Origin of the sequence: Alcaligenes sp. 13f (assembly GCF_020496585.1) — a bacterium.
GTDB lineage: Bacteria > Pseudomonadota > Gammaproteobacteria > Burkholderiales > Burkholderiaceae_B > Alcaligenes > Alcaligenes phenolicus.
In genome coordinates this window covers 35,918-58,068 of sequence record NZ_JAHKKC010000018.1, presented here as the reverse complement: position 1 = coordinate 58,068, position 22,151 = coordinate 35,918, and the positions used below count along the sequence as shown (strand labels likewise).

Genomic DNA, 22,151 nt, shown 5'->3' with positions numbered 1-22,151 from the left:
CCCCAGGTCTGGCTTATTGGGACGTCTGCGTCTTGCGCCTTGCCGGATTGTAAATACGCAAAATATGTACGTACCAGAACAGCAGCAGCAATGCCGAGGCTCCCAGACCCAGGCTCGACATGGTCCACAAGCTGGCTGCCCCTACAGGCGCTCCCGGTGCCAGCCACTGAATGACTCCTTCCAGCGATCCGGCGGCAGGCCCGAAGCCCAGCCACCAGCCACCGCCCAGCCCGAGCACGCTCAAGGCAAAAAATTGCAGCAGCATGGGGACAAAAGCCACTTTATATGCACGCAGCAAATAGGAAATCAGGCACTGGAACGCATCGAAAAAGTGAAAGAAAGGCAGCAGTTGCAGCAACAGCAAAGCCCGCAGCGCTACGTCGGCATCATCGGTGTAGGCGTTGGCCAAAGTCGGGCGCAGCAGCACCAGCAGGGTAATGGTTAAGGTTACCCCCGCCAGCACGATCCCCAGGCTCAACATCCCCACCTGGCGGGCGCGATGATATTGCCCGGCCCCAATCGCTTGCGCACTGACGGAAGCGGCGGCAACGCCCACGGCCATAGGCACCATGAAGCAGACGGCGGCCAGATTGGCCATGATCTGGTGCGCACCCGATGCAAAGACCCCCTCACGGGCAACCAGCAAGGCCATGAAACTGAAGGCGCAGATCTCGATCAGATAGGAGCCGCCCATAGGCAGACCCAGACGCAGCAGTTCTTTTTGAGCCGCCCAGTTGGGCAGCTCCAGTCGCAGCGTGAAGGGTTTGTAGTAGCGGTCGGTGCGCAGCAGCCACAAGCCGGCTGCCAGCATCAGCCAGGACACCACGGTCGTGGCCAGGCCGGAACCGACAGCCCCCATGGCTGGCAAACCGAATTTGCCGAAAATCAGCACCCAGTTGAACAGGGCCTTGAAGGCCACGCTGAACAGGTTGATCAGCATGACGGCCTTGGGGCGGGAAGTTGCCGTGCCCAGGCAGTAAATCGTTCGGAATACCAGGGCGGCAGGCAGGGCCAGAATCAGGCTGCGCAAATACCAGGTCACCCGGTCGTGAACCTCAGGGCTCAAATCGCCCGACCAGCGCAGCCAGATATTGGGAAAGGCCAGCGCCAGGGTGCCGATCAAAGTCAGCAAAAGGGCCAGCCACACGCCTTGCCCCCACCAGCGGCCCACTTCTGTCAGGCGGCGCGCGCCAAATTGCTGCGCAATGATAGGGATCAGGGCGTGGATGACACCCATCAAGCCAATAAAAACGGTGATGTAAATGGATACGCCCAGGCCCATGGCCTGCAGGTCGATCGGGCTGCTGTGGCCGACCATAACGGTATCCAGAACACCAAAGGCGATACCCGCCCAGGAACCGACCAGCACCGGCCAGGCCTGACGCAGGATCTGACCTGCCTGGCCTTTCCAGTTGTGATGAAACACGGAGGACATGATTGAAACTTACTGAGCTTGCACTCGCAGCAGACGGAAAGCCTCGTGACGATCTGGCCCGCGTTTGCCTTGCCAGAGCTGGACCGCATTATCGGGAATGGGGGCCTTGCCATCTTGCAGGTCGCGCAGGGAGAACTGTTCCAGCACCAAAGAGCAGCGGTTGTCGAAATTGATATTGATGTTGTTGAACACCAGGAAGGAGGCACGTTGCCCCGAACCCAGGCCCCAGGAGCGCAGGCACTCGCCGGGCTGTTTGTGTACGCGCAGGGCGGCGGACAGTTCGCCGGAGACATCACGGTAACTGCGTACGTAGTCCAGCGAGGGCATCCACAAGGTCACCAGCAAGAGCCAGGTGGTAATCAGACCGCCTGCAGACAGGACGGTGCCACGCAGCAGCCCGGGAGGGTTGGTGGACAAGCGCCAGCGTACCAGGGCAATCCAGGCGACAGTACCCAGCACGGCAATAATCATGACCGGCCAGGAGATAAAGGTGTCATAGCCTTGTGTCTGGCGGGCAATATTGTGCGAAATCTGGCGTGGCCATCCGGTTTGCTGAGCAAACCAGCCCAGCCAGACGGTTGCCGCCGTCAGCGAGAAACACATGATGGCAAACCAGTCCAGCGTATTGATGACGCCACGGCGCAGGGTGGGCAGCGAGAAAGCAGCCAGGATGGCGCAAGGCACGACCAGCAAGGCGTATTCGGGCTCGAAGGCATCGCGCATGAACAGCAGGCTGAACAGCGGCACCAGAAAACTGATGGCGGGCACATAAATATGTGGCGCCTTGAACCAGCTGCGCCATTGCCACAGGGCCAGCAGTGCCAAGGGCCAGATGGGCCAGAGGAACCACAGCAGGTCACGCAGATTATTCAGTTGTTCCTTGAAACCAGCCCAGCCCCAGGCAGCCAGATGCCACAGACGCCATTGTTCGGTCCAGTACACGCTGACACGCTTGGCCGGAATCCACCAGGCCATGATGATGGCCAGGGTCAGCACGGCGCTCAGAGCCAGCCATTGGCTGTGCTGGCGCAAGGGGCCGCGCGGAATGAAACACAGCGCGGTGGCCAGCATGATGGGGCCCGCACCCAGCCAGCCGCGGGTCAGAAAGCAGGCACCCAAAGACAGGCCCAGCATGATCGCGCCCGAGGCAGGGCGGTCGAACATGCGCACCAGACTGTACAAGGCCAGTGCCTGAAAAGCGATGATGGCCGGCACTTCCGAGGTTTCATGCATGCGCCAGATGATGCCAACCGTGGCTACTGTCAGCAGCAAGGTGGCATCGGCAATCATGCGTCCATAGGCGGTGGGAGAGGGCTCGCCCCCAAAGGGCAGGCGCAGCGGCTGGGCTTCAGGACGACGGGCCAGCCAGTAGGCACTGTGCCAGACTGAGGCCGCCAGCATGCCGAACCACAGTAAATTGGGCAGGCGGGACGCCACAATATTGGCGTTCAGCTCGGAAGTGAACAGCTTGAGCAGCGGCGCAAACAGTGTAATGAACAGCGCACCCAGCCAGGTCGTCAGCGGCCCATCCTGGGCGTGCGCCAGGTCGCCTACCTGCGGCAACAGCAAGGCCTGACCGCTGGGATCAGACAAAGCGGTAAGCATGGTCGCAAGCCCGATGACATCGTCTGCCTTCCAGGGATCACGGAAAAACAGACCCGCAAGAATGTAAATTGTCCCCACAACAAGCAGGACCAGTCGGGGAAGTTTGACGGCAGCGGTAGCAGTCAGGCGGGCAGGGGTGGAGGTGGGTATGAGGCTGGATGACACGTCTAGGGTAAAACAGTCTGTTGATTCGCCCTATCTTAATGCAAAGGGGGCGCCTTGGCCGGGAAATGTACGCTAAAAAAAAGGCAGCCGAAGCTGCCTTTTTTGCGCTGAACGCGGTATGTCGCGAAAGAGAGCTTATTCGCCTTTCTTGACGGTACCAGCCGTACGGGCAAAACGGGCGCGGAATTTTTCAACGCGGCCAGTTTCCACGATACGGGTTTGAGCGCCCGTGTAGAAGGGGTGCGACTCGGACGTCACGTCACACTTGAACAGCGGGTAAGTCTTACCGTCTTTTTCGGTGGTTTCGCGAGTCTGGACAGTGGAACGGGTGATAAAGGAGTTGCCCGTTTGCAGGTCCAGAAACACCACGTCACGGTATTCTGGGTGAATGCCTTCTTTCATGATGATTCCTGTTTTGACAAATAAGGACCGCCAGCAAGGCACGTATTTACAAAAATAAAGCTGCACAGGGCAGATTTTCAGTCTTGTAAGTACCGGCACTAAAAAGCTAGAGGGCTGTTTTTTTAACCGGGTTTGGATTTTTTTAATCCCGCCCGATTGAATAATGCCTAAAGACTTTTTGCCACGTATCCGATGAAGCCTGAAATTTTAGCATCGAGCCGCCGCTTTTCAAAGAAAACTCCGTACGAGCGCGGCACAAGTGCAACAGGAGCTGGTTCTCTGGCGGGTGGGCAGGCCCCGAAAACGGCCAGTTTGTCGGCTTTTTCGGGGCCCTGGTCCATGATTGGCAAGGCGCTCAGGTGGCTTGCCTGCGCTTGCGGAAAGACAGAATCCAGATACCGACGGCCAGTTCCAGCGCCGCAATAATCCATAAACCGCTTTGGAAATTGCCGCTGGCGTCTTTCAGAGCGCCCAACATGAAGGGAGCGCCGAAGCCGGCCAGATTAGCGACGGAGTTGATGAAGGCCACGCCAATAGCGGCTGCCGAGCCAGCCAGTACGGCATTAGGTAACTGCCAGTACACCGGAATGCAACCCATGGTGCCGGACACGGCCACAATCAGGCTGATAAAAGCCAGGGTCGTATTGTTGCCCAGGAACAGCCCCACACCAGCCAGACCGATCGCGCCGATGATGACGGGAATACCTGTGTGCAGACGGGCTTCGCGGCGACGGTCGGCACTAAAGCCCAGTGCCAACTGGAAGATGGCCCCAAATACATAGACCAGACCAACCAGCAAGCCCACCTGTAGCGGATCGGTCGGGCCCAGCGAGCGCACCAGGGTGGGCGCAAAAAAGGCCAGTGTGGAGTTCGCGGCCACGATGCCAAAGAACATCAGGGTCAGGGTCCACAGATCGGCATTACCCAAGGCTTTCTTGAAGCTGTGCTCGCGCGGGCCTGCGGCCTTGGCGTCCAGCACCAGCTCCTGCTTGATCAGGTCCTTCTCACGCTGGCTTAACCAGCTGGCTTTTTCCGGGCTGTCCACAATGAACATCACCGCCAGAATGCCTGCGAAAATCGTCGGCAGGCCTTCCAGCAAGAACAGCCATTGCCAACCAGACCAGTCATTGACGCCATCCAGACGCGTCATGATGAAACCGGCCAGCGGTGCGCCCACAACCGAGGCCACCGCCGAGGCGGAAATAAACACCGCAAAAGCTTTGGCGCGACGATGGGCTGGAAACCAGAAGGTCAGGAACAGCAATACGCCGGGCTGGAAACCTGCCTCAAAAGCGCCCAGCAAAAAACGCATCACATAAAAGTAGGCGGCTGTTTTGGTAAACATCATCAGCACGCAGATCAGGCCCCAGCCAAAGGCAATACGGGCCAGGGTCTTGCGTGCACCAATACGCAGCAGCAACCAGTTGCTGGGCACTTCAAAAAAGAAGTAGCCCAAAAAGAAAATACCGGCACCGATGCCGTAAACCGTTTCGGAAAACCCCAGTTCGGGCTGCATTTGCAGCTTGGCAAAACCAATGTTGAGCCTGTCTATCCAGGCCAGCATCCAAAGCAAGAAAATGAAGGGCAAAATGCGCCACATCACTTTCTTGTAAATCTGATCCAGTTCCTGCTTGCTGGCGGACGGGGCCTGGGCTCCGTCCCCAAGGGTGCTGCTTGTCATGGGGTGTCTCCTTGTGTGGTAGCGCGTGTTATGGCTGATCTGGGGGCAGGCGCTCGGCCATGAGCTCGCAGGCAGCAATGATGGGATTGATCACCGGCACAGCCAGCCGGCTTTGCAGCGCTTGTGCGCTTTGAGCCAGCGGGCCACCGCCGATGATGACGGCGCGAGCACCGTCTTGTTCGATACATGCCACGACACTGTCGGCCAGTTCCTGATCCTGACGTTCAGGGGCCTGGGCCAGATCCAGCGGGGCGGTAGGGGTCAGGCGCAGGCCGGAGAACTGGTCGCTCCAGCCGTAGCGCTGTACCTGGTCCAGAATGGATTGCTCCAGGCCGGGCGTCGTGGTGGCAATGCCAAAAGGGCTGCCTGCTCGGGCGGCCTGCATCATGGAAGCCTGGCCTATGCCGATGACGGGCACCGTTACGTGCTCAGCCAGGGCTTGCAGGCCGGGATCACCAAAAGCACCGACGATGACGCCATCAGCGTCCTGTGCCTGCGCCAGCACCAGCGGGTGCCTGGCCATGGTGGCGGCCTGCTCCAGCTCCTTCATTTCGGTCAACATGCCCGGTCCTTCGGGGGCAGTCAGCCCACGGACCTGGATATCTTTGCGCTGCAGGCTCTGGAAGCAAGCCTGGGCAAGGGCAACCATCATGTCGGTGGTGGGACGGGAAGTATTGGGGTTGATGAGCAGTACGGTATGAGACATAAATAAAGGGGCCGCCGTAACGCGGCTTATCAAGTGAATCAGGTATCCAGGGGGCGGCCAAAGGTTTCGGGCGCCAGCTGCAGGACGGCGGCAAAGGTGACATACATGCCAGCCATCAAGGTGAACATGCCGGCGACACCATAACCTTCCAGCACCCAGCCGCTAAGCGTAGGGATAAATGCGCCCGCCAAGGTGCCCAATGCCAGAATGAAGGCGGTGCCAAAGGCGCGGACGCGGGTGGGATACAGCTCGGGGGAGAAAATCCAGATCGTGGTGTTCAGCAGCAGTACGCAGAACTGGAAGGCCGCACCGAACAGCAGCACCAGATAAATATTGAAGCTCAGAAAGCCAAAGGCCAGACCACTGGCGCAGGCCAGCAAGGCCCCGAAGGTGAAGACGCGTTTGCGAGGCACGCGAGAGCCCAGGTAAGAGGCAGTCAGGGCACCCAGCAAGCTGCCCGACTGCATCAGGATGGTGAAGGTATAGCTTTTCACCAGGGAGTAGCCTTGTTCTACCAGCAGAGTCGGCATCAGGGTCAGAACCGTCAACTGCGCGCCGTAGGTCATGCACACGGCAATACCGGTAACCAGCGTGCGCATCGCCAGCGGGCCCTGGAAAATCTCGCTCAAGCGTACGCGCTCTGCTTTTTGCGCTTGCGGGCCGCTGTGCAGATAAGGGTAGGGGTTGGCAACGTGTCGGCCCAGCTTGCCCGAGGCCAGAATATTCAAAACCTGATTGGCCTCGTCGATACGCCCTTGTGACACCAGAAAGCGAGGTGTTTCAGGAATGTAGCGACGGTAGAACAGCACCATGAAGGCGGGCATGACCAGCAGGCCAAACACCCAGCGCCAGCTCTCGGGGCCGGGAAAGAGGGTAAAGACCAGCAAGCCGAAGGCAGGGGCCAGCATATTGCCCAGACCACCACCCGCGACGTTGATCGTGCCGACGGCGGTGCCGCGAAAGCGCGAGGAGCAGAACTCGGCCAGCATGGTGACGGCAATCGAGATCTCGCCACCCAGACCAAAGCCGACAATCATGCGACCCAGGCCCAGTACCCAGTAGCTGGGGGCCAGGGCGCAGATCAGCGCGCCCAACGTGAACAGGGCCAGATTGATGGTCAACATGACGCGGCGACCATAGTGGTCGGCGATATAGCCGGACAGCAAGCGCCCCAGGGCCGCAGCGGCAAAGGTCAGGGTGTTCAGAAACCCGACATCGCGAGGCGTCAGCCCCCAATGTTCCTGAAGAAGCGGACCGACCAGGCCCACGGCATTTTGCTCCAGCACGTCAAACAGCACGCCCAGCAAAATCAGGGCCAGCACTTTGCGGTGCGAGTTGGTGACGCCTATGGTCTCCAGCGAGTTTTCCAGTTGCTGCTGAACCGTGTGGTTGTTGGCCGTAGAACTGGCCTGTGCCTGCCCGGTGTCGGCCGGCAAGGTTTGCTGCTTGCTAGACATGGTTTCTCCTCGTTTCAGGACATGCAGGGCACGTCCGCCCATAACATTATTTTTTCAGCCATTATTGGTATGAAAAAATATTTTCAAAACTAGGGTTAACGAGAAAGATTTTGCAGGGCTTTACGTTGGATTGATTAATCGATTGATATAAAAGGAATTTTAATAAAAAAAGGATCATCGCATTTTGCATATGATCCTTATTCGATTCCTGGGATAGCCGCTGGCAGCCTGACTTGGGCTGAGCTGATTTTCCTTGGCTGCAGGAGGAGTGGGCGGGTTTGTGATGCCAGTCTCAGCGACCTACAGCTCCAGAAAACTGTCGTGGAAAGCTTCCACCATACCTAGATGGCGACGTCCGGCCGGCCCGGCCTGATCCATTACCTGGCTCAGAATCAAATGGCATAAGCCAATTACCGCCACGTGGTTGTCCAGCACACCGGGTGACTGGACATCACATCGCAACGTCCAGCGACAGGCGCTTTTCTCGGCGCTGAGTTGATCGGTGATATGCAGCACATTCGGGTTCAACTGAGCCATTTGACCAATAAGCTGATCCATATTGCGCACCCGGCGACGCAGGGCAAAGATCACCACCATATCGTCGGCGTGTATGCCGGCCAGATGCTCTCCCATGGTTTCACCAGGACCGGGAATCAGTTGAGCTTCAGGGACGATTTGCAGCAACTGCCAGCGAAAGTAGTTGGCCAGGGCGTGGCTGGAGCGAAACCCCAGCACCCACACTTTCCGTGCAGCCAGAATGGCCTGGGCGATCTCTTGCAGCAGCGAGTCGGGAATGCGTCTGTAGGTAGAGGCCAGATTGTTCTGGCTCTGTTGCAGCTGCGTGGCCAGTGAACGTTCGGCTTCTGTCTCGGTCGCGGCCAGCAGCAGGGGGGAGCCGGCTTTCTTTTCAGAGCGCACTTGCTTGCGGGCCGCTTCGTAATTGCTATAGCCCAGACGCCGAATAAAGCGGGTAACCGTAGCGTTGGATACATGGGCCAGAGACGCCAGCTCAGACGCGCTGTAGCCAGCCAGATCGCCTGGGAAATCCAGGGCAAACTCCGCCAGACGTCGCTCTGATGGGGATAGATCGTGAAGAATGTCACGTACGCGTCCAACAAAGGACTTCACGGCGGGATCAGACATGGCGCTCCGTACTCTTGTAGTGTGTTCTGGATTTTACGGGGAAGCTCATGGAACTGTATCAAAAATCCGGCAGTTTCCGCCGGGCCGAATGGTTTACAGATCCCCGCGCTCGGCCATGGAGACAGTCTGGCTGGGCGTGACGATAATGTGGTCCAGCAAACGTATGTCTACCAGAGCCAAGGCCTGCCGTATGTGCCGGGTCAGCCGTATATCGGCAGCGCTGGGATAGGCCGCGCCGGAAGGATGGTTGTGCGCCAGAATGATGGCGCAGCTGTGGTGACGCAGGGCGGCGCGCAGAATCTCCCGGGGGTAGACCGAGGCCTGGTTCACCGTTCCCCGGCTGATTTCCTCGGCGCAGATCAGTCGCAGCTGATTGTCCAGAAACAGGGCCAGGCAGTGCTCCACGGGTAAGTGTCCGATATGGGCCAGACAATATTCGCGCACCTTGTCTGCCTGGTTCAGGACTGGCAAGTCAGTGAGCGACTCCAGGGCACAGCGGCGTTGCAGTTCCCGGATAACCAACAGTTCCGCGCATTTGGCCGGGCCGATTCCGTCCAGTTGGCGCAGGGCAGACGCATCGGCCGATAATAATCCTTTGAGTCCGTTAAAATGGTCCAGCAACATCTGGCCCAGCTCGACAGCATTGCGCTCGCGTGTACCGGTGCGCAGGACAATACCCAGCAGTTCCGGGGTGCTCAGACAGGCAGGACCGTGCGCCAACATGCGCTCACGGGGCCCTTGGCGGCGTAAAGTGGATGTGGCCATAAGAAACGCTAAAATGCGGTAATTGAATGATTTTCTATAGTGAGCGATCGTGAGTAACTCTGCTAGTTCCGAGCTTGGAATTGTCCGTCAGGATTCCTACCTGACTTTGCACTATCGTATAGAGCTGGCCAGTGGCCCGGCGGCAGGCTCTGTGTTTGCGGATACCTTTACGGGCCGCCCGGCGACCTTGCAACTGGGCAATGGTCAGTGGGCTCCTGGCATGGAAGAGAAATTGCTGGGGCATCGTGAAGACGAGCGCTTTCAGCTCGACATCACCCCTGAAGATGCTTACGGCGCTCGTAACCCGGACCTCTTGCAGCGCATCACTCGCGAAATGCTGGCCAGCAATGCCGCCGAAGGCGTGGAGTTCGTACCCGGTGATATGGTGGAGTTTGCCGCCCCTAATGGCAGCCGCTATTCGGGTGTACTCAAGGAAATCGACGACAAGACGGCCTTGTTCGATTTCAACCATCCTTTGGCCGGCGTGGCCTTGCGCCTGGATGTACATATTTTGGGGATTCTGTAATGAGTCAAGCTACTCCCGTTCAGAACGCTGAGGTTGTTCTGGCCCAGCCCCGTGGATTCTGTGCTGGGGTCGACCGCGCGATTGATATTGTCGAACGCGCCTTGGAATTGCACGGCGCACCGATTTACGTGCGTCATGAAATCGTCCATAACCGTTACGTGGTCGAAGACCTGCGCAACAAAGGGGCGATCTTTATTAAAGAGCTGGACGAGGCTCCTTCGGGCGCTATCGTTATTTTCTCGGCTCACGGCGTCTCGCGTCAGGTGCGTGACGATGCCGAAAAGCGTGGCCTGAAAGTGTTTGATGCCACATGTCCGCTGGTGACCAAAGTGCATATCGAGGTCTCTCGCATGCGTGCCGAAGGCCGGGAGATCATCATGATTGGTCACGTTGGTCACCCTGAGGTTGAGGGTACCTTGGGGCAGGCCGATGGCGGCATGTACCTGGTGGAAACGCCCGAGGACGTCGCCAATCTGAAAGTGGCTGATCCCGACAAGCTGGCCTTTGTGACGCAAACTACCTTGTCCGTGGACGATGCGGCGGTGGTGGCCCAGGCCTTGCGTGATCGCTTCCCCAATATCGTGGAACCCAAGAAAAGCGATATCTGTTACGCCACACAGAACCGTCAGGATGCGGTCAAGATCATGGCTCCACAGTGTGACCTGGTCCTGGTGGTGGGCAGTACCAACAGCTCGAACTCCAATCGTTTGCGTGAAGTGGCCGAACGCAAGGGCGCGGAAGCTTATTTGCTGGATAAACCGGAAATGATTGATCCAGCCTGGCTGGTGGGTAAGAAGCGCGTGGGCGTGACGGCAGGCGCGTCGGCACCGGAAGTTCTGGTCAATCAGGTGATTCAGCGCTTGCAGGAATTGGGCGTAGGCAAAGTGCGTGCCCTGGATGGGGTGGAAGAAAATATTGCCTTCCCGCTCCCCCGAGAGCTGTCGCGCAAGATTGAAAGCCTGAACAAATAAAAAAACGAATTTTGCAGGGTGGACAGGAGACAAGATGATTTTGTATAGCTACTTTCGCAGTTCCGCCGCTTACCGGGTACGGATTGGTCTGAACCTCAAGGGTCTGGATTACCAGATCAAGCCTGTTCATCTGCTTAAAGATGGCGGTCAGCAGCATCAGCCGGATTATGTGCAGATCAATCCCGTGCAGTTGCTGCCTGCATTGGACGATGATGGCCTGATCATTACGCAATCCCTGGCCATTCTGGAATATCTGGACGAACGCTATCCCGAGCTGCCTTTGCTGCCCAAGGCCTCCGCAGAGCGGGCATGGGCACGTTCCATGGCTCAAACGGTGGCTTGCGATATTCACCCGCTGAATAATCTGCGCGTGTTGCAGTATTTGAAAAACGAACTGCACGCCCAAGAGGATGCTCGCAATCAGTGGTACCGCCATTGGGTCCAGGTAGGGCTGGAGGGTCTGGAGGCCCTGGTGCAGCGTCATGGCAAAAAGGATCATCCCTTTATCTTCGGTGATACCCCCGGTGTTGCTGAAATTTGCCTGATTCCCCAAATGTTCAATGCGCGTCGCTTTGAAATCGATCTGAGCGCGTTTCCCCGCCTGCTGGCCGTCGAAGAGAAATGCCTTGAGCTGTCCGCTTTCCAGGAAGCCGCTCCCGACCGTCAGCCCGACGCAGCTTGAGCATCAGCATGAAGGCGGCCCGGACTTGGGCCGACCAGAACCCACCCGCCGGACAGGCGGGTTTTTCTTGCCCCGTTTCAGCCAGATCAATTGCGGTGGGGGCGTAAAGGACGAGACATGAATATTGGTTTTTGTGGTTTGGGCCGTATGGGACAACCGATGGTGCGTCGTTTGCTGAATGCCGGTCATCAGGTTCGTATCTGGAATCGTTCCAAGGACAAGGCGCAGGCCTTGATTGAAGCGGGTGCCCGCTGGTGCGATACCCCGGCACAGATGGCCGAGCAATGTGAGGCCGTGTTCTTGTGTGTATTCGATGCGCAAGCGGTGCACGATACTGTTCTGGGCGAGCAGGGCCTGGCCACTGTGCAGGGAGCCTTGCAGATTGTGATGGACCATTCCTCGATTCCACCTCAGGCCACGCGCGAGATGGCTGTTCAACTGCAGCAGCGTTGCGGGGCGGATTGGCTGGATGCTCCTGTCTCGGGGGGAGTCGGCGGGGCTGAGCAAGGCACCTTGGCCATCATGGTGGGTGGAGCAGCGGCGCAGCTTGATCGGGTACGCCCCGTGCTGGCGGCGTATTCGCAGCGCGTCACCTTGATGGGGGCAGTAGGGGCTGGCCAAGTAACAAAGTTATGCAATCAGACCATTGTGGCCACCACCTTGACTGCAATCGCCGAGGCATTGAGCCTGGCCAATGACAATGGGGTGGATGCCTCCAAAATCAGTGAAGCCCTGGGGGGCGGCTGGGCGGATTCGATTTTGCTGCAATTGTTCGTGCCACGCATGACCCGGCAGGACAATCAGGTAAAGGCGTCGGTAGACACCATGTTGAAGGACTTGAATACGGTGGCGGGGCTGGCCAGTGTCAGTCATACCAGCATGCCTGTGGCTCATGCGGCCCAGCAAACCTATCGTGCAGCCCATCGCTTGGGTTTGGGTGAAGAAGACGTCGCCCGCATTACGCAAGTGAATAGTTACAATTACGGGGAATAAACTACCATCAGTCAAACTTAGTTTCGGTATTATGTCGGCTATTTGAAGTTGGGACTGTAGGTCTACAAAAGGGAAGTCATGAAGAAAAGTACAGGGCTGGTCACACTGGTTGTCGTGTTAGCGGCCGCATATGGCGGTTCGACTTGGTACACCGGTAAGAAAACTGAAGCGCTGGTGGGTGAGAAAGTGGCCCAGTTCAATACCCTGGCTGCCGAGCAGATGCAGCAAATGGGCATGAGCGAGTCGGTCGTCATGAACGTGGTGGACTACCAGCGTGGCGTGTTTTCCTCTACCGCTCGCTACACCATCACCATCAAGCCTTCCGACGCTGAAGAGAAGCCTCTGGAGCTGACTTTTGATGACAAGATCAGCCACGGTCCTTTGCCTGTGTCGGCAATGGCTCTGGGTAACTTCACTCCTGTTGCCGCCTTGTCGCACAGCACCCTGGTCAAGACCAAGGACACGGAAGGCTGGTACAAGCTGACTGGCGACAAGACCCCTTTGTGGGCAGACAGCCTGGTTGGTTTTGACGGTGCCGTGGACTCCAACGTGCACTTTGAAGCCATCAAGCACCAAGGCGACGAAATCAAAGTGGATTTCAGCGGTGGTCAACTGCGCACCAAGGCCGGTGGCAAGAGCAAAGATATTGTCGTGACCGGCAGCTTCCCCAAGCTGTTCGTTGATGACATCAGCGACGATCCATTGAAGCTGGAAGCCTCCAACTTCGTGGTGGACTTCAAGCAAGATGGCGACATCAACGTGAACGGCACCCAGGTCGGCAAGCTGAGCGTCGATGGCGTGAAGATGCAAACGGCCGAGACCGATGGCATCACCTTCAAGCAGATCGCCATCAATTCCGATGCGGTGACCAAAGACTCCATCAGCGATACCAAGGTTGTCTACGCGCTGACCGATCTGGTGTTTGAAGACAAGGTCAAGCTGGGTTCGGTCGAACTGTCGATGAATTTTGATCGTGTGTACGCACCCGCTATCTCCGCGCTGTCCAAGCTGATTTCCGACTCCAATCTGCAAAACGATATGGATTCGGTTGATGGCCCAACGGCTCAGAAGATGATGGAACTGGTTTTGCAAGCACTGGAGCACAAGCCTGTGCTGCGTGTTGAGCCTCTGCGTTGGTACACGGCCGCTGGTGAGTCCAAGGCCACGTTGCGTGTGGATTTCCAAAAGCCTGATGCGACGTTGCAAGAGCTGCAAACCAGCCCCGAGATGTGGGTCGAAGCCATTCCTGCTGCTCAGCTGGATCTTCTGATCTCCAAACCCATGCTGCGTGGTCTGGCTGCCGATATGGACAAGGCTGAAGGCCTGTCGCCTGAAGAAGGCAATGCTGCCATGCTGGACATGATTCTGGACGCTGCTGTGGCTCCTTACGCCGAGTCCAATATGGTCAAGAATGACGAGAACGGCATCTCCACTGCTATCAAGTACGATGGCAAGGATCGCGTGTTCGACATCAACGGCCAGCGCTTCACTTCGGAGCAATTGCTTGGTCTGGTCCTGATGGGCATGATGTAATTCGTCTGGGCCTGGTCCAGCGTAAAGCCCACCGAAATTCGGTGGGCTTTTTTTTACCACCGGGCCGCAAGCTGAAGGCGCAGCGTGGGGGCTTTTTTTACCGTCGGGCCGCCCCAAGGCTCGGCGCCCCCGGTAAAAAGCCCCCTTGGGGATGAGCCCGGACACACAGCAGTCCATTGCGGACTGCTGTGTGCCTGGCGAATCCGAGCGGCATGCAAGCCGCGAGGTGGAGCGCAAGCCAAAGGCGCAGCGTGGGGGCCTTTATTTATTTAATCAGGAAAGGGAGCCAGATTTTATGGCCAGCTTATCGGATCAGTTGTCTCGGCTGGTGTACAGCACGGAGCAAGGACGCATGTGTCCGGATTGCGGGCAGCCGCAAAACCAGTGCCGCTGCGAAGAAAACAGGCGCGAACACGCTTTGTCTCAGGCTCAGGGGCCGGTGCGCTTGAGTCTGGAAACCAAGGGACGAAAAGGGAAGGGCGTGACCGTGGTATCGGGCCTGGTGATGCCGCAGGAGCAGCTCAAGGCGCTGGTCAAGGAATTGAAGAACGCCTGTGGAGCGGGCGGGACGCTGAAAGAGGGAACGCTGGAGATTCAGGGTGATCATCGAGCCGTTGTGCAGGCGCGCCTGGAACACAACGGCTTGACGGTCAAGCGGGTCGGCAGACCCTGACGGGACTTAGAAGCTGTAGCCCAAGCCTATGCCACCAAAGACGCTGCTTTTCTTCTCGACCAGCGGGCTGTCTTTGGCTTCTTCACCCAAGGTGTTCACGCCCAGCAAGCCTTGCAGGGACCAGCTTTCGCTGATCTTGTGGGTGTACTGGCCGTAAAAGGCGTAAGAGCGCAAACCAGCGTCAGGGCGGTACGTGCGCAGTTGGCCATTGCTGCCAGCGGCTTCATGAGATTTCACGCCAAAGTAGGTGCGCATGGCTTTTTCGTTGGACCATTTCAATTCCGCACCCAGCGAGAAGCTGCTGTCCTGGTCGTTCCAGAGGCGGTAGCTCAGATCCAGAACGGCAGTGGCGCCGTAACCGCTTTTCAGTGCCTGGTAGTAGCTGCCTTCGATCTTGGCATTGCCCAGTTGATAGGCGGTAAAAACACCCAGATTGCCGTGACGATCAATATCGTCAGTACCATACAGGCTGTCAGCATCACCGGATTTACGTGCGCGGGCCAGGGCGGCGTACGTGCCGATAGTCCAGTTGTCGGTCAGGTTGGTCTGCAGACCAATGGCAGGCATGCCTGCCTTGGGGGCCAGAAAGAAGTGGCCATTGCGGTGCGACAGCAGGGGGTAAAAGCGGCCATCGTAACTGTCAGCCCCTTCGTATTTGGGGGCGAAACCCACACCCACGCCAACCGTGGTTTGCTGCGCCAGCGCCTGACTGGTTCCTAAAGCACATAAAGCCAGTAGCAGGCAGGGGCGCAGAGCAGAGCGGGCGAGGGTGGGCATGACAGATTTCCTTGTGATACGGGATAAAAACAGGCCCGCTTGCCGCGGGCCTAGCTATCGTATCAAGGTTTGAACGGGCTTAGGCAAAATCATGACCGGCCTGTATGGTCTGTTGTGCCAAGCCTACATCTGCTCAGGCCCGAATATAAATCCAGTTCTCTGCCTGCAGTTTCACCAGCGCCGTGATCGCTCCTTGCTCCAGGGTTTGGAAGCGCTCTGGTGCGCTGAGCGCTTGGTTGCGCAGTGTGTTGGGGCACAGATAGGTATAGGCGTCGCACTCGTGTTCTGTGCCTTCTACGCAGGCTTTAACCGCCTGCGCATTGGCGATGATGCGAATCTGCGCATCCGGTATGTCCTTGAGCAAGTTGCGCGCATTGCTGCGAGCGCGCTCCAGGGCATCGGCGGTGGGGGCATGCAAGAGAACACGACTGCTCATGAATAAACGTCCTGCTTGAAATTAACGTGGGCCAAAAACGCGTTCGGTGATGTCGGGTGAAGCGCCGGTCTGCATTTGGATGCGACCCTGCTCATCCTGCCAGACCATGGCGGGGGTAGCACGCAAATCCCAGCCCATCATCAGATCTTCATTGCGGGTCAGGTCGGCCTCGATGTCGCTGGGCACGCTGTCCAGACCTTTCACACCGGCGCTGCGATCTTTCAGCATGGCCAGAGAGTGCTCGTTCAAGGCCTTGGTAGGATCTTTGGCGGCCAGGATGGCGGCGGATTTCAGGCTGCTGCTGGGGGCCAGAATGCCAACCATGATGTGGCGCAGCTGTACCTTGCCGGACTCCACCCACGGGCGGGCCATTTGCCAGAATTGCATGCAATAAGGGCAGTTTGGATCGGTAAAGACGTAGACCACGCGAGGGGCCTTGTCGTCGCCATCCTTGATCCAGCGGGATTTTTCCAGCTTGCCCAGCATGTCTTTGGCGATAGCCGGTTGAACCAGCTCGTCCAGGCCGGCAGGTCGCACCTCTTCGCCATTGGCATCGATCATGGTGCCCACCATCATGTGCTGCCCATCGGGCAAGTTGTAGATGGCCAGTGCCCGATTCCCGCTATACGCGCCCCAGGCTTTCAGGCCACCGGGAGCATCAAACTCGCCCACAATGGACAGTCCTTGTTCTTCCAGAGCCTTCAGGGCAGCGGGGCGGTCGGCGGCGTGAGCAAGAGTGCTGGTACATAGCAAACCGGCCAAGGCAAGACGAATCGAAAAAGAAGAAAGCGACATGGTGGTTAAATCCTGCAAAACAGTCGGTGAATGTATATATCCATAAAATATATACTAAGAGCCAAATGGAATAAAAGAATGGGACTAGGCCTTGTGCGGATAGTTCCCCATTCCTGTTCTGATCAGGCTGTTTCTCCGGTTTAGCCGGGTGTGCGAATCTTCAGATTGGCCAGTTCCAGCAAGCGGTAGGTTTCGTGCACGGGCAAGCCCATTACGCCGGTATAGCTGCCACTCAAGTGGCTGATGAATGCGCCGCCCAGACCCTGAATGCCATAGGCCCCGGCTTTGCCCATAGGCTCGCCGCTGGCGCAGTACTCTGCAATTTCCTGTTCGTTCAGGGTCTTGAAGCTGACTTCGCTGATGCTGATGCTTTCAAATTCCACCCCGCCCACGCCCAATGACAGGGCGGTCATCACTTTGTGACGGCGGCCCGAGAGCTCGCGCAAGATACGTGCGGCATCGGCCACATCAGCAGGTTTGCCAAAAATGTCTTCGCCCATGCAGACCGTAGTGTCGGCACTCAAAATAGCGCGTTCCTGATCCAGGCCACTATTTTGTGCTCGCCATTCCAGGGCGCGCAGCAGCTTGTCGCGGGCCGTGCGACGGACATAGTCCAGCACGGCTTCCTGTTCGAGGCGCGGCTCATCCTCGCCCGGAGGGCTGGGCACGTTCAGGACTTCATGCGTGATCTGGATACTGTTGAGCAAGTCGTGGCGACGTGGGCTGGCAGAGGCCAGGTAGATGGGCTGAAAAGGCATAAGAAAAAACAGGACTAAAAGAAGGTTCAGGCGCGATGATAGGGATGCCCGGTCATGACGGACCAGGCGCGATACAGCTGTTCGGCCAGAAAAATACGTACCAGAGGGTGGGGCAGCGTCAGGGAAGACAGGCGCAGCATGCCGTGGCAGCTTTGCTTCAAGGCCGCATCCAGCCCGTCCGGGCCTCCGACCAGAATCGCAATATCCTGACCGCTGCTGCGCCAACGCTCCAGTTCCTGGGCCAGCTTGACGGTGGTGAGGTCCTTGCCGCGTTCGTCCAGAGCGATGCGCATTGCTTGGGCGGGAATGGTTGCTTCAATGCGCTTGGCCTCGGCCTGCATCATTTGGGCGGGCGTCTTGCCGCTGGTACGGGGTTCGGCCTTGATTTCGCGCAGTTCTATGGCGCAGTCCTGAGGCATGCGACGTGCATATTCCTGCCAGCCTTGTTCCACCCAGTCGGGCATGCGCTGACCTACCGCGATGACAATGAGTTTCATGGAATGTCGTAAAAGAAAAAAGGCCGCATCGTAAGCTGCGGCCCGGGTATTGCCGACAGGGCAGAGGAAGGGTTTAGTCTTCGTCTTCGTCGGCGCTGGCAAAAAAGCCAGCCGGTGGAACCTGGCGCGATTGCGGCAGCAGTTCCACTTCGACAGGGCGCTCGCCCCAAAGTTCTTCCAGGTTGTAGTACTGGCGGATGGCCGGCTGCATGCAATGCACCACGATGTCACCCAAATCCAGCAACACCCATTCGCCGGTGTCCTCGCCTTCATGGGCCAGGACTTCGACCTTGTTTTGGCGGGCCTTGTCAAACACGCTCTGGGCCAGAGCGCGGGTTTGCCGGTTGGAAGTACCACTGGCAATGACCACACGATCGAACAGGCCGGTCATGTGGGTAGTGCTAAAGACCTTGATGTCTTGAGCTTTGACGTCCTCGAGGGCATCGATGACGAGTCGTTGAAGTGTTTCTATATTCATAAAAAGAACTATACAGGGCGCGCCTGTGGGTGGGAAAGATAGAGCCGTTTTTTGTCAATGTATTGAGCGACTTCTTCCGGGACCAGGGCGGTGATGTTGTCACCGCGCTGCACTCGCTCCCGAATCTGGGTGGCCGAGATGTCCATGGGCAGAAAGTCAATCTGATGCAAACGGCGCTGAAGTCGACTCAGTTCCTGCTGCAAGGCGACGGGCGTCTCCAAAGGACTGCCGGGGCGCTGGGCAACAGCCAGCTCGACGTATTCAAGAATTTCTTGCCAGTCATTCCAGCTGCAAAAATTATGCAGTTGGTCGCTGCCTAAAATCCAGTAGTAGCGCGACCCGGCGGGCAAGCTGCGCACCGTGTCGATGGTGTAGGTTGGGCCACCGCGCTCGATCTCTACGGGGTTGACCTGCAAGCCCGGATGGCTTTGGGCGGCCAGCTCGGCCATGACCAAACGATCCTGGGTGCTGGCACCCAAGGCGTCGCGTTGCCAGGGCTGGGCAGCGGGCAGCAACTGAACCTGGTCCAGCTGCAGTTGGTCAAACGCAGCAAGCGCCAGCGCCACATGAGCTTTATGGATGGGGTCGAAACTGCCACCCAGGAGCCCGACACGCTTTAAATCCATTCGCGAGGCACCAGGTATTGCGCCAGGGCCGCTTCTGGCGTACCGGGTTCAGGCGACCAGTTGTAGCGCCAGTTCGCCTGGGGTGGCATGGACAGCAGGATGGATTCCGTACGCCCACCTGATTGCAGGCCAAACAGGGTGCCACGGTCAAAGACCAGATTGAATTCGACATAGCGGCCGCGACGAATGGCCTGGAAGTCACGGTGCGCCTGGGTGTATTCCTGATCCATGCGGGCACGCACGATAGGTGCATAGGCATCGGTAAAGGAATTGCCCACGGAACGGGTCAGGGCGAAGCTGGCTTCAAAGCCGGGTTCGTTCAGATCGTCGTAGAAAATGCCGCCAATGCCACGGGTTTCGTTGCGGTGCTTCAGATAAAAATATTCGTCGCACCAGCGCTTGTAGCGCGGGTAGTAATCCGCACCGTGTGGGGCCAGAGCATCGTGGCATACCTGATGGAAATGGCGGGCATCGTCTTCGTGCAGGTAGTAGGGCGTCAAGTCCAGACCGCCGCCAAACCAGAACACATCCTCTTGATCCGCTGTTTGGGCCTGGGCCACAAACATGCGCACATTCATGTGCGTGGTGGGCACAAAGGGATTGCGCGGGTGAATCACCAGCGAAACACCCATGGCCTCCCAGGGGCGTCCAGCCAGTTCGGGGCGGTGGGCGCTGGCCGACGGAGGTAGGGTGTGGCCTTTGACATGGCTGAACAGAACGGCAGCCCGTTCAAAAACAGGGCCGTTCTCCAGCAGGCGGGACAGACCGCCACCGCCTTCTGGACGATCCCACTGGTCCGACTCGAAAGGCGTGCCATCCAGCTGCTCCAGAGTGTCCACGATGTGGCTTTGCAACTGACGGAAATAAGCCTGGACGGTATCAATGGGTAAAGACATGAAAAGACCTTGCTGCGACAATCAGGATTCACTGCTGGGCAGAGCGCGCCAGCCGATATCGGTGCGAAATTGCTTGCCGTCGAAATGCGTTTGGGAAATGGCCTCGTAAGCGGCTTCCTGAGCGCGACGGATGGAGTCGGCCATGGCGGTGACACACAGTACACGACCACCCGTGGTGACCACGGTGCCGTCTTTCATTTGCGTACCTGCATGGAAGGTGATGCACTCGTCGGTGTCTTTCGCAAATTGCGTGATGGCATCACCAGTACGAGGCTCTTCGGGGTAGTTGGCCGCGGCCAGTACCACGCCAATGGCGGTACGACGATCCCATTCGATGGTGGCCTCGTCCAGCTTGCCAGCCAGAGCCAGTTCGAAGGTTTCGGTTAGATCGCTCTTGATGCGCATCATGATGGGCTGGGTTTCAGGGTCGCCCATGCGGCAGTTGAATTCCAGCACCTTGATGGGGCGGGTAGCGTCCGGGCCATCGTCAATCATCACGCCCGCGTACAGAAAGCCGGAGTAGGGCAAACCTTCCTTGGCCATGCCTTGCATGGTGGGGTGAATGACTTCGCGCATGATGCGGTTATGCAGCGTGGGGCTGACGATAGGGGCGGGGGAGTAAGCACCCATGCCGCCTGTGTTCGGCCCCTGATCGCCGTCTTTCAGGCGTTTGTGGTCCTGGCTGGTGGCCATGGGCAGCACATTCTTGCCGTCACACATCACGATGAAGCTGGCTTCTTCGCCGGTCAGGCATTCTTCCACGACCACGCGGGCACCGGCGGCACCAAAGCGGCCATCGCCCAGAATGTCGTCAATGGCGCCCAATGCTTCTTCCAGCGTGGTGGCCACAATCACGCCCTTGCCAGCGGCCAGGCCATCGGCCTTGACCACAATGGGAGCGCCTTGCTGACGGATGTAATCCTTGGCGGCGTCCGGATCGGTAAAGGTCGCGTAGGCTGCCGTCGGGATGTTGTGGCGCACCATGAAGGCTTTGGCGTAGTCCTTGGAGCTTTCCAGCTGCGCGGCAGCCTGGGTGGGACCAAAGATTTTCAGACCGGCCGCACGGAAGGCGTCCACAATGCCGGCGGCCAGCGGTGCTTCCGGGCCGACGACAGTGAAGGCAATTTTTTCTTGCTTCACAAAGGCAATCAGTTCCTGGATATCGGTGATGGCCAGGTTTTCAATACGTTCGGCACGCGCGGTACCGCCATTGCCCGGGGCAACGTAGACAGTCTGCACGCGTGCAGATTGGGCCAGGCGCCATGCCAAGGCGTGTTCACGGCCGCCGCTGCCGACAACAAGTAGCTTCATAGTGATGAGTCGGGCAGGGCCCGCAAAGAGGAGTTTTCAGAAATAGCTTATTCGGCTTCGTCCATGACGGCGGTGGTGTAGACCTCTTGGACATCGTCCAGGCCTTCCAGTGCGTCCAGAAGTTTTTGCATCTTGACGGCATCGTCGCCGCTCAGTTCGGTTTCGTTCAGGGCTTTCATGACCACGCCTTCCACTTCAGGCGTCAGGCCAGCGGCCTGGAACGCGGCTTGCACAGCCGGGTAGTCCGTAGGAGCGCACAGCACTTCGATCAGGCCTTCTTCGTCGGTCACGATATCGTCGGCACCAGCTTCCAGGCCGATTTCCATAATCGTGTCTTCCGAAGTGCCCGGAGCGAACAGAAACTGACCGCAGTGGCGGAATTGAAACACGACCGAGCCATCCAGACCCAGATTGCCGCCATTTTTTGTAAAGGCGTGACGCACATCCGAGACCGTGCGCTGACGGTTGTCGGTCATGCAGTCCACAATCACGGCCGCGCCGTTAATACCGTAGCCTTCGTAGCGAATTTCTTCGTAGTTGGCATCGTCCGCGCCGCCTGCGCCGCGCTGGATGGCGCGCAGAATGTTGTCTTTGGGCATATTGGCAGCGGTTGCCTTGTCCCAGGCCATGCGCAAACGTGGGTTGGACTCGGGGTCAGGGCCGCCGGCACGTGCGGCCACGGTGACCTCACGAATGATCTTGGTCCAAAGTTTGCCCCGTTTTGCGTCTTGACGACCTTTACGGTGCTGAATATTCGCCCATTTACTATGTCCGGCCATAAAGTATTACCAATTCAGTAGACTACGTTCAAAGAAAAACAGATCTATTTTAACCTGTCTG

The 22,151-nt window shown here is 58.0% G+C and carries 24 protein-coding genes; 6 read left to right on the top strand and 18 right to left on the bottom strand.

From position 1 onward, the window contains the following. Nucleotides 1-13: 13 nt before the first annotated feature. The 8 genes from KOE80_RS15165 to radC form a co-directional block, all read right to left on the bottom strand. Nucleotides 14-1,435, bottom strand: a complete 1,422-nt coding sequence (locus KOE80_RS15165) for an MATE family efflux transporter (RefSeq protein WP_226349448.1) — start codon at nt 1,433-1,435, stop codon at nt 14-16. Nucleotides 1,436-1,444: 9 nt separating this feature from the next. Continuing rightward, entirely contained in the window at nt 1,445-3,205 is a 1,761-nt protein-coding gene (locus tag KOE80_RS15160) for an ArnT family glycosyltransferase (RefSeq protein WP_086060323.1), read from the bottom strand. Nucleotides 3,206-3,340: 135 nt separating this feature from the next. Next, nucleotides 3,341-3,607 carry a type B 50S ribosomal protein L31 gene (locus KOE80_RS15155; RefSeq protein WP_003802796.1) on the bottom strand — a complete coding sequence of 89 codons (267 nt, stop codon included), beginning with the start codon at nt 3,605-3,607 and terminating at the stop codon, nt 3,341-3,343. A 355-nt stretch (nt 3,608-3,962) separates the two neighbouring features. After that, on the bottom strand, nt 3,963-5,288 hold the full coding sequence (locus KOE80_RS15150) for an MFS transporter (RefSeq protein ID WP_045930204.1): 1,326 nt from the start codon (nt 5,286-5,288) through the stop codon (nt 3,963-3,965). A 28-nt stretch (nt 5,289-5,316) separates the two neighbouring features. Continuing rightward, entirely contained in the window at nt 5,317-5,994 is a 678-nt protein-coding gene (locus KOE80_RS15145; RefSeq protein ID WP_226349447.1) for an aspartate/glutamate racemase family protein, read from the bottom strand. Between the two features lie 38 nt (nt 5,995-6,032). Then, nucleotides 6,033-7,451 carry an MFS transporter gene (locus KOE80_RS15140; protein ID WP_222653481.1) on the bottom strand — a complete coding sequence of 473 codons (1,419 nt, stop codon included), beginning with the start codon at nt 7,449-7,451 and terminating at the stop codon, nt 6,033-6,035. Between the two features lie 300 nt (nt 7,452-7,751). Further along, nucleotides 7,752-8,594 (bottom strand): MurR/RpiR family transcriptional regulator, encoded by an 843-nt coding sequence (locus KOE80_RS15135; protein ID WP_045930202.1) that lies wholly within the window; start codon nt 8,592-8,594, stop codon nt 7,752-7,754. 93 nt (nt 8,595-8,687) lie between these two features. Next, entirely contained in the window at nt 8,688-9,359 is a 672-nt protein-coding gene (radC, locus tag KOE80_RS15130) for a RadC family protein (protein ID WP_042481991.1), read from the bottom strand. 49 nt (nt 9,360-9,408) lie between these two features. Between radC and KOE80_RS15125 the strand changes: the two genes are divergently transcribed. The 6 genes from KOE80_RS15125 to KOE80_RS15100 all read left to right on the top strand — a co-directional run bounded on the left by KOE80_RS15125 (nt 9,409) and on the right by KOE80_RS15100 (nt 14,737). Then, a complete protein-coding gene (locus KOE80_RS15125) occupies nt 9,409-9,885 on the top strand; it encodes an FKBP-type peptidyl-prolyl cis-trans isomerase (protein ID WP_223254057.1) in 477 nt (158 codons plus the stop codon). Next, nucleotides 9,885-10,856: a 4-hydroxy-3-methylbut-2-enyl diphosphate reductase gene (gene ispH, locus KOE80_RS15120; protein WP_045930201.1), complete on the top strand. Its 972-nt coding sequence runs from the start codon at nt 9,885-9,887 to the stop codon at nt 10,854-10,856. Before KOE80_RS15125 ends, ispH begins: the two co-directional genes overlap by 1 nt. Nucleotides 10,857-10,890: 34 nt before the next feature. After that, complete coding sequence (gene maiA / locus KOE80_RS15115; RefSeq protein ID WP_063690865.1) at nt 10,891-11,538, top strand: maleylacetoacetate isomerase; 648 nt, start codon at nt 10,891-10,893, stop codon at nt 11,536-11,538. A 90-nt stretch (nt 11,539-11,628) separates the two neighbouring features. Further along, nucleotides 11,629-12,531 carry an NAD(P)-dependent oxidoreductase gene (locus KOE80_RS15110; protein ID WP_413228941.1) on the top strand — a complete coding sequence of 301 codons (903 nt, stop codon included), beginning with the start codon at nt 11,629-11,631 and terminating at the stop codon, nt 12,529-12,531. Between the two features lie 78 nt (nt 12,532-12,609). Beyond that, nucleotides 12,610-14,064, top strand: a complete 1,455-nt coding sequence (locus tag KOE80_RS15105; protein ID WP_045930198.1) for a YdgA family protein — start codon at nt 12,610-12,612, stop codon at nt 14,062-14,064. Nucleotides 14,065-14,359: 295 nt separating this feature from the next. Beyond that, on the top strand, nt 14,360-14,737 hold the full coding sequence (locus tag KOE80_RS15100; RefSeq protein WP_042481979.1) for a hypothetical protein: 378 nt from the start codon (nt 14,360-14,362) through the stop codon (nt 14,735-14,737). Nucleotides 14,738-14,743: 6 nt separating this feature from the next. On the opposite strand, the gene KOE80_RS15095 is transcribed toward KOE80_RS15100, so the two are convergent. The 10 genes from KOE80_RS15095 to KOE80_RS15050 all read right to left on the bottom strand — a co-directional run bounded on the left by KOE80_RS15095 (nt 14,744) and on the right by KOE80_RS15050 (nt 22,090). Beyond that, complete coding sequence (locus KOE80_RS15095; RefSeq protein ID WP_226349445.1) at nt 14,744-15,514, bottom strand: MipA/OmpV family protein; 771 nt, start codon at nt 15,512-15,514, stop codon at nt 14,744-14,746. 133 nt (nt 15,515-15,647) lie between these two features. Further along, nucleotides 15,648-15,950 (bottom strand): hypothetical protein, encoded by a 303-nt coding sequence (locus tag KOE80_RS15090; RefSeq protein WP_210938246.1) that lies wholly within the window; start codon nt 15,948-15,950, stop codon nt 15,648-15,650. Nucleotides 15,951-15,971: 21 nt separating this feature from the next. Beyond that, nucleotides 15,972-16,745, bottom strand: a complete 774-nt coding sequence (dsbG, locus tag KOE80_RS15085) for a thiol:disulfide interchange protein DsbG (RefSeq protein ID WP_042481972.1) — start codon at nt 16,743-16,745, stop codon at nt 15,972-15,974. 140 nt (nt 16,746-16,885) lie between these two features. Next, a complete protein-coding gene (locus KOE80_RS15080; protein WP_086060316.1) occupies nt 16,886-17,503 on the bottom strand; it encodes a Maf family protein in 618 nt (205 codons plus the stop codon). A 26-nt stretch (nt 17,504-17,529) separates the two neighbouring features. Beyond that, the gene (gene rlmH, locus KOE80_RS15075) at nt 17,530-18,000 is read right to left on the bottom strand and encodes a 23S rRNA (pseudouridine(1915)-N(3))-methyltransferase RlmH (RefSeq protein ID WP_226349444.1); all 471 of its coding nucleotides are present in this window, start codon (nt 17,998-18,000) and stop codon (nt 17,530-17,532) included. A 73-nt stretch (nt 18,001-18,073) separates the two neighbouring features. Continuing rightward, a complete protein-coding gene (gene rsfS, locus KOE80_RS15070) occupies nt 18,074-18,478 on the bottom strand; it encodes a ribosome silencing factor (protein ID WP_009456142.1) in 405 nt (134 codons plus the stop codon). An 8-nt stretch (nt 18,479-18,486) separates the two neighbouring features. After that, a complete protein-coding gene (gene nadD, locus KOE80_RS15065) occupies nt 18,487-19,104 on the bottom strand; it encodes a nicotinate (nicotinamide) nucleotide adenylyltransferase (protein ID WP_009456143.1) in 618 nt (205 codons plus the stop codon). Continuing rightward, nucleotides 19,095-20,000, bottom strand: a complete 906-nt coding sequence (gene hemF, locus KOE80_RS15060) for an oxygen-dependent coproporphyrinogen oxidase (RefSeq protein ID WP_060186928.1) — start codon at nt 19,998-20,000, stop codon at nt 19,095-19,097. Before hemF ends, nadD begins: the two co-directional genes overlap by 10 nt. A 21-nt stretch (nt 20,001-20,021) precedes the next feature. Further along, the gene (purD, locus tag KOE80_RS15055) at nt 20,022-21,311 is read right to left on the bottom strand and encodes a phosphoribosylamine--glycine ligase (protein WP_022983309.1); all 1,290 of its coding nucleotides are present in this window, start codon (nt 21,309-21,311) and stop codon (nt 20,022-20,024) included. A gap of 47 nt (nt 21,312-21,358) precedes the next feature. Continuing rightward, entirely contained in the window at nt 21,359-22,090 is a 732-nt protein-coding gene (locus KOE80_RS15050) for a YebC/PmpR family DNA-binding transcriptional regulator (RefSeq protein WP_026483044.1), read from the bottom strand. Between the last annotated feature and the right edge of the window lie 61 nt (nt 22,091-22,151).

What these genes read in the sequence shown, in the direction of transcription:
- rsfS (WP_009456142.1), bottom strand. Translation starts at nt 18,478, where the DNA reads ATGAATATAGAAACACTTCAACGACTCGTCATCGATGCCCTCGAGGAC.
- purD (WP_022983309.1), bottom strand. Translation starts at nt 21,311, where the DNA reads ATGAAGCTACTTGTTGTCGGCAGCGGCGGCCGTGAACACGCCTTGGCA.
- KOE80_RS15080 (WP_086060316.1), bottom strand. Translation starts at nt 17,503, where the DNA reads ATGCCTTTTCAGCCCATCTACCTGGCCTCTGCCAGCCCACGTCGCCAC.
- KOE80_RS15105 (WP_045930198.1), top strand. Translation starts at nt 12,610, where the DNA reads ATGAAGAAAAGTACAGGGCTGGTCACACTGGTTGTCGTGTTAGCGGCC.
- KOE80_RS15140 (WP_222653481.1), bottom strand. Translation starts at nt 7,451, where the DNA reads ATGTCTAGCAAGCAGCAAACCTTGCCGGCCGACACCGGGCAGGCACAG.
- KOE80_RS15155 (WP_003802796.1), bottom strand. Translation starts at nt 3,607, where the DNA reads ATGAAAGAAGGCATTCACCCAGAATACCGTGACGTGGTGTTTCTGGAC.
- hemF (WP_060186928.1), bottom strand. Translation starts at nt 20,000, where the DNA reads ATGTCTTTACCCATTGATACCGTCCAGGCTTATTTCCGTCAGTTGCAA.
- radC (WP_042481991.1), bottom strand. Translation starts at nt 9,359, where the DNA reads ATGGCCACATCCACTTTACGCCGCCAAGGGCCCCGTGAGCGCATGTTG.
- nadD (WP_009456143.1), bottom strand. Translation starts at nt 19,104, where the DNA reads ATGGATTTAAAGCGTGTCGGGCTCCTGGGTGGCAGTTTCGACCCCATC.
- KOE80_RS15100 (WP_042481979.1), top strand. Translation starts at nt 14,360, where the DNA reads ATGGCCAGCTTATCGGATCAGTTGTCTCGGCTGGTGTACAGCACGGAG.
- KOE80_RS15150 (WP_045930204.1), bottom strand. Translation starts at nt 5,288, where the DNA reads ATGACAAGCAGCACCCTTGGGGACGGAGCCCAGGCCCCGTCCGCCAGC.
- KOE80_RS15095 (WP_226349445.1), bottom strand. Translation starts at nt 15,514, where the DNA reads ATGCCCACCCTCGCCCGCTCTGCTCTGCGCCCCTGCCTGCTACTGGCT.
- KOE80_RS15050 (WP_026483044.1), bottom strand. Translation starts at nt 22,090, where the DNA reads ATGGCCGGACATAGTAAATGGGCGAATATTCAGCACCGTAAAGGTCGT.
- dsbG (WP_042481972.1), bottom strand. Translation starts at nt 16,745, where the DNA reads ATGTCGCTTTCTTCTTTTTCGATTCGTCTTGCCTTGGCCGGTTTGCTA.
- maiA (WP_063690865.1), top strand. Translation starts at nt 10,891, where the DNA reads ATGATTTTGTATAGCTACTTTCGCAGTTCCGCCGCTTACCGGGTACGG.
- rlmH (WP_226349444.1), bottom strand. Translation starts at nt 18,000, where the DNA reads ATGAAACTCATTGTCATCGCGGTAGGTCAGCGCATGCCCGACTGGGTG.
- KOE80_RS15090 (WP_210938246.1), bottom strand. Translation starts at nt 15,950, where the DNA reads ATGAGCAGTCGTGTTCTCTTGCATGCCCCCACCGCCGATGCCCTGGAG.
- KOE80_RS15165 (WP_226349448.1), bottom strand. Translation starts at nt 1,435, where the DNA reads ATGTCCTCCGTGTTTCATCACAACTGGAAAGGCCAGGCAGGTCAGATC.
- KOE80_RS15135 (WP_045930202.1), bottom strand. Translation starts at nt 8,594, where the DNA reads ATGTCTGATCCCGCCGTGAAGTCCTTTGTTGGACGCGTACGTGACATT.
- ispH (WP_045930201.1), top strand. Translation starts at nt 9,885, where the DNA reads ATGAGTCAAGCTACTCCCGTTCAGAACGCTGAGGTTGTTCTGGCCCAG.
- KOE80_RS15145 (WP_226349447.1), bottom strand. Translation starts at nt 5,994, where the DNA reads ATGTCTCATACCGTACTGCTCATCAACCCCAATACTTCCCGTCCCACC.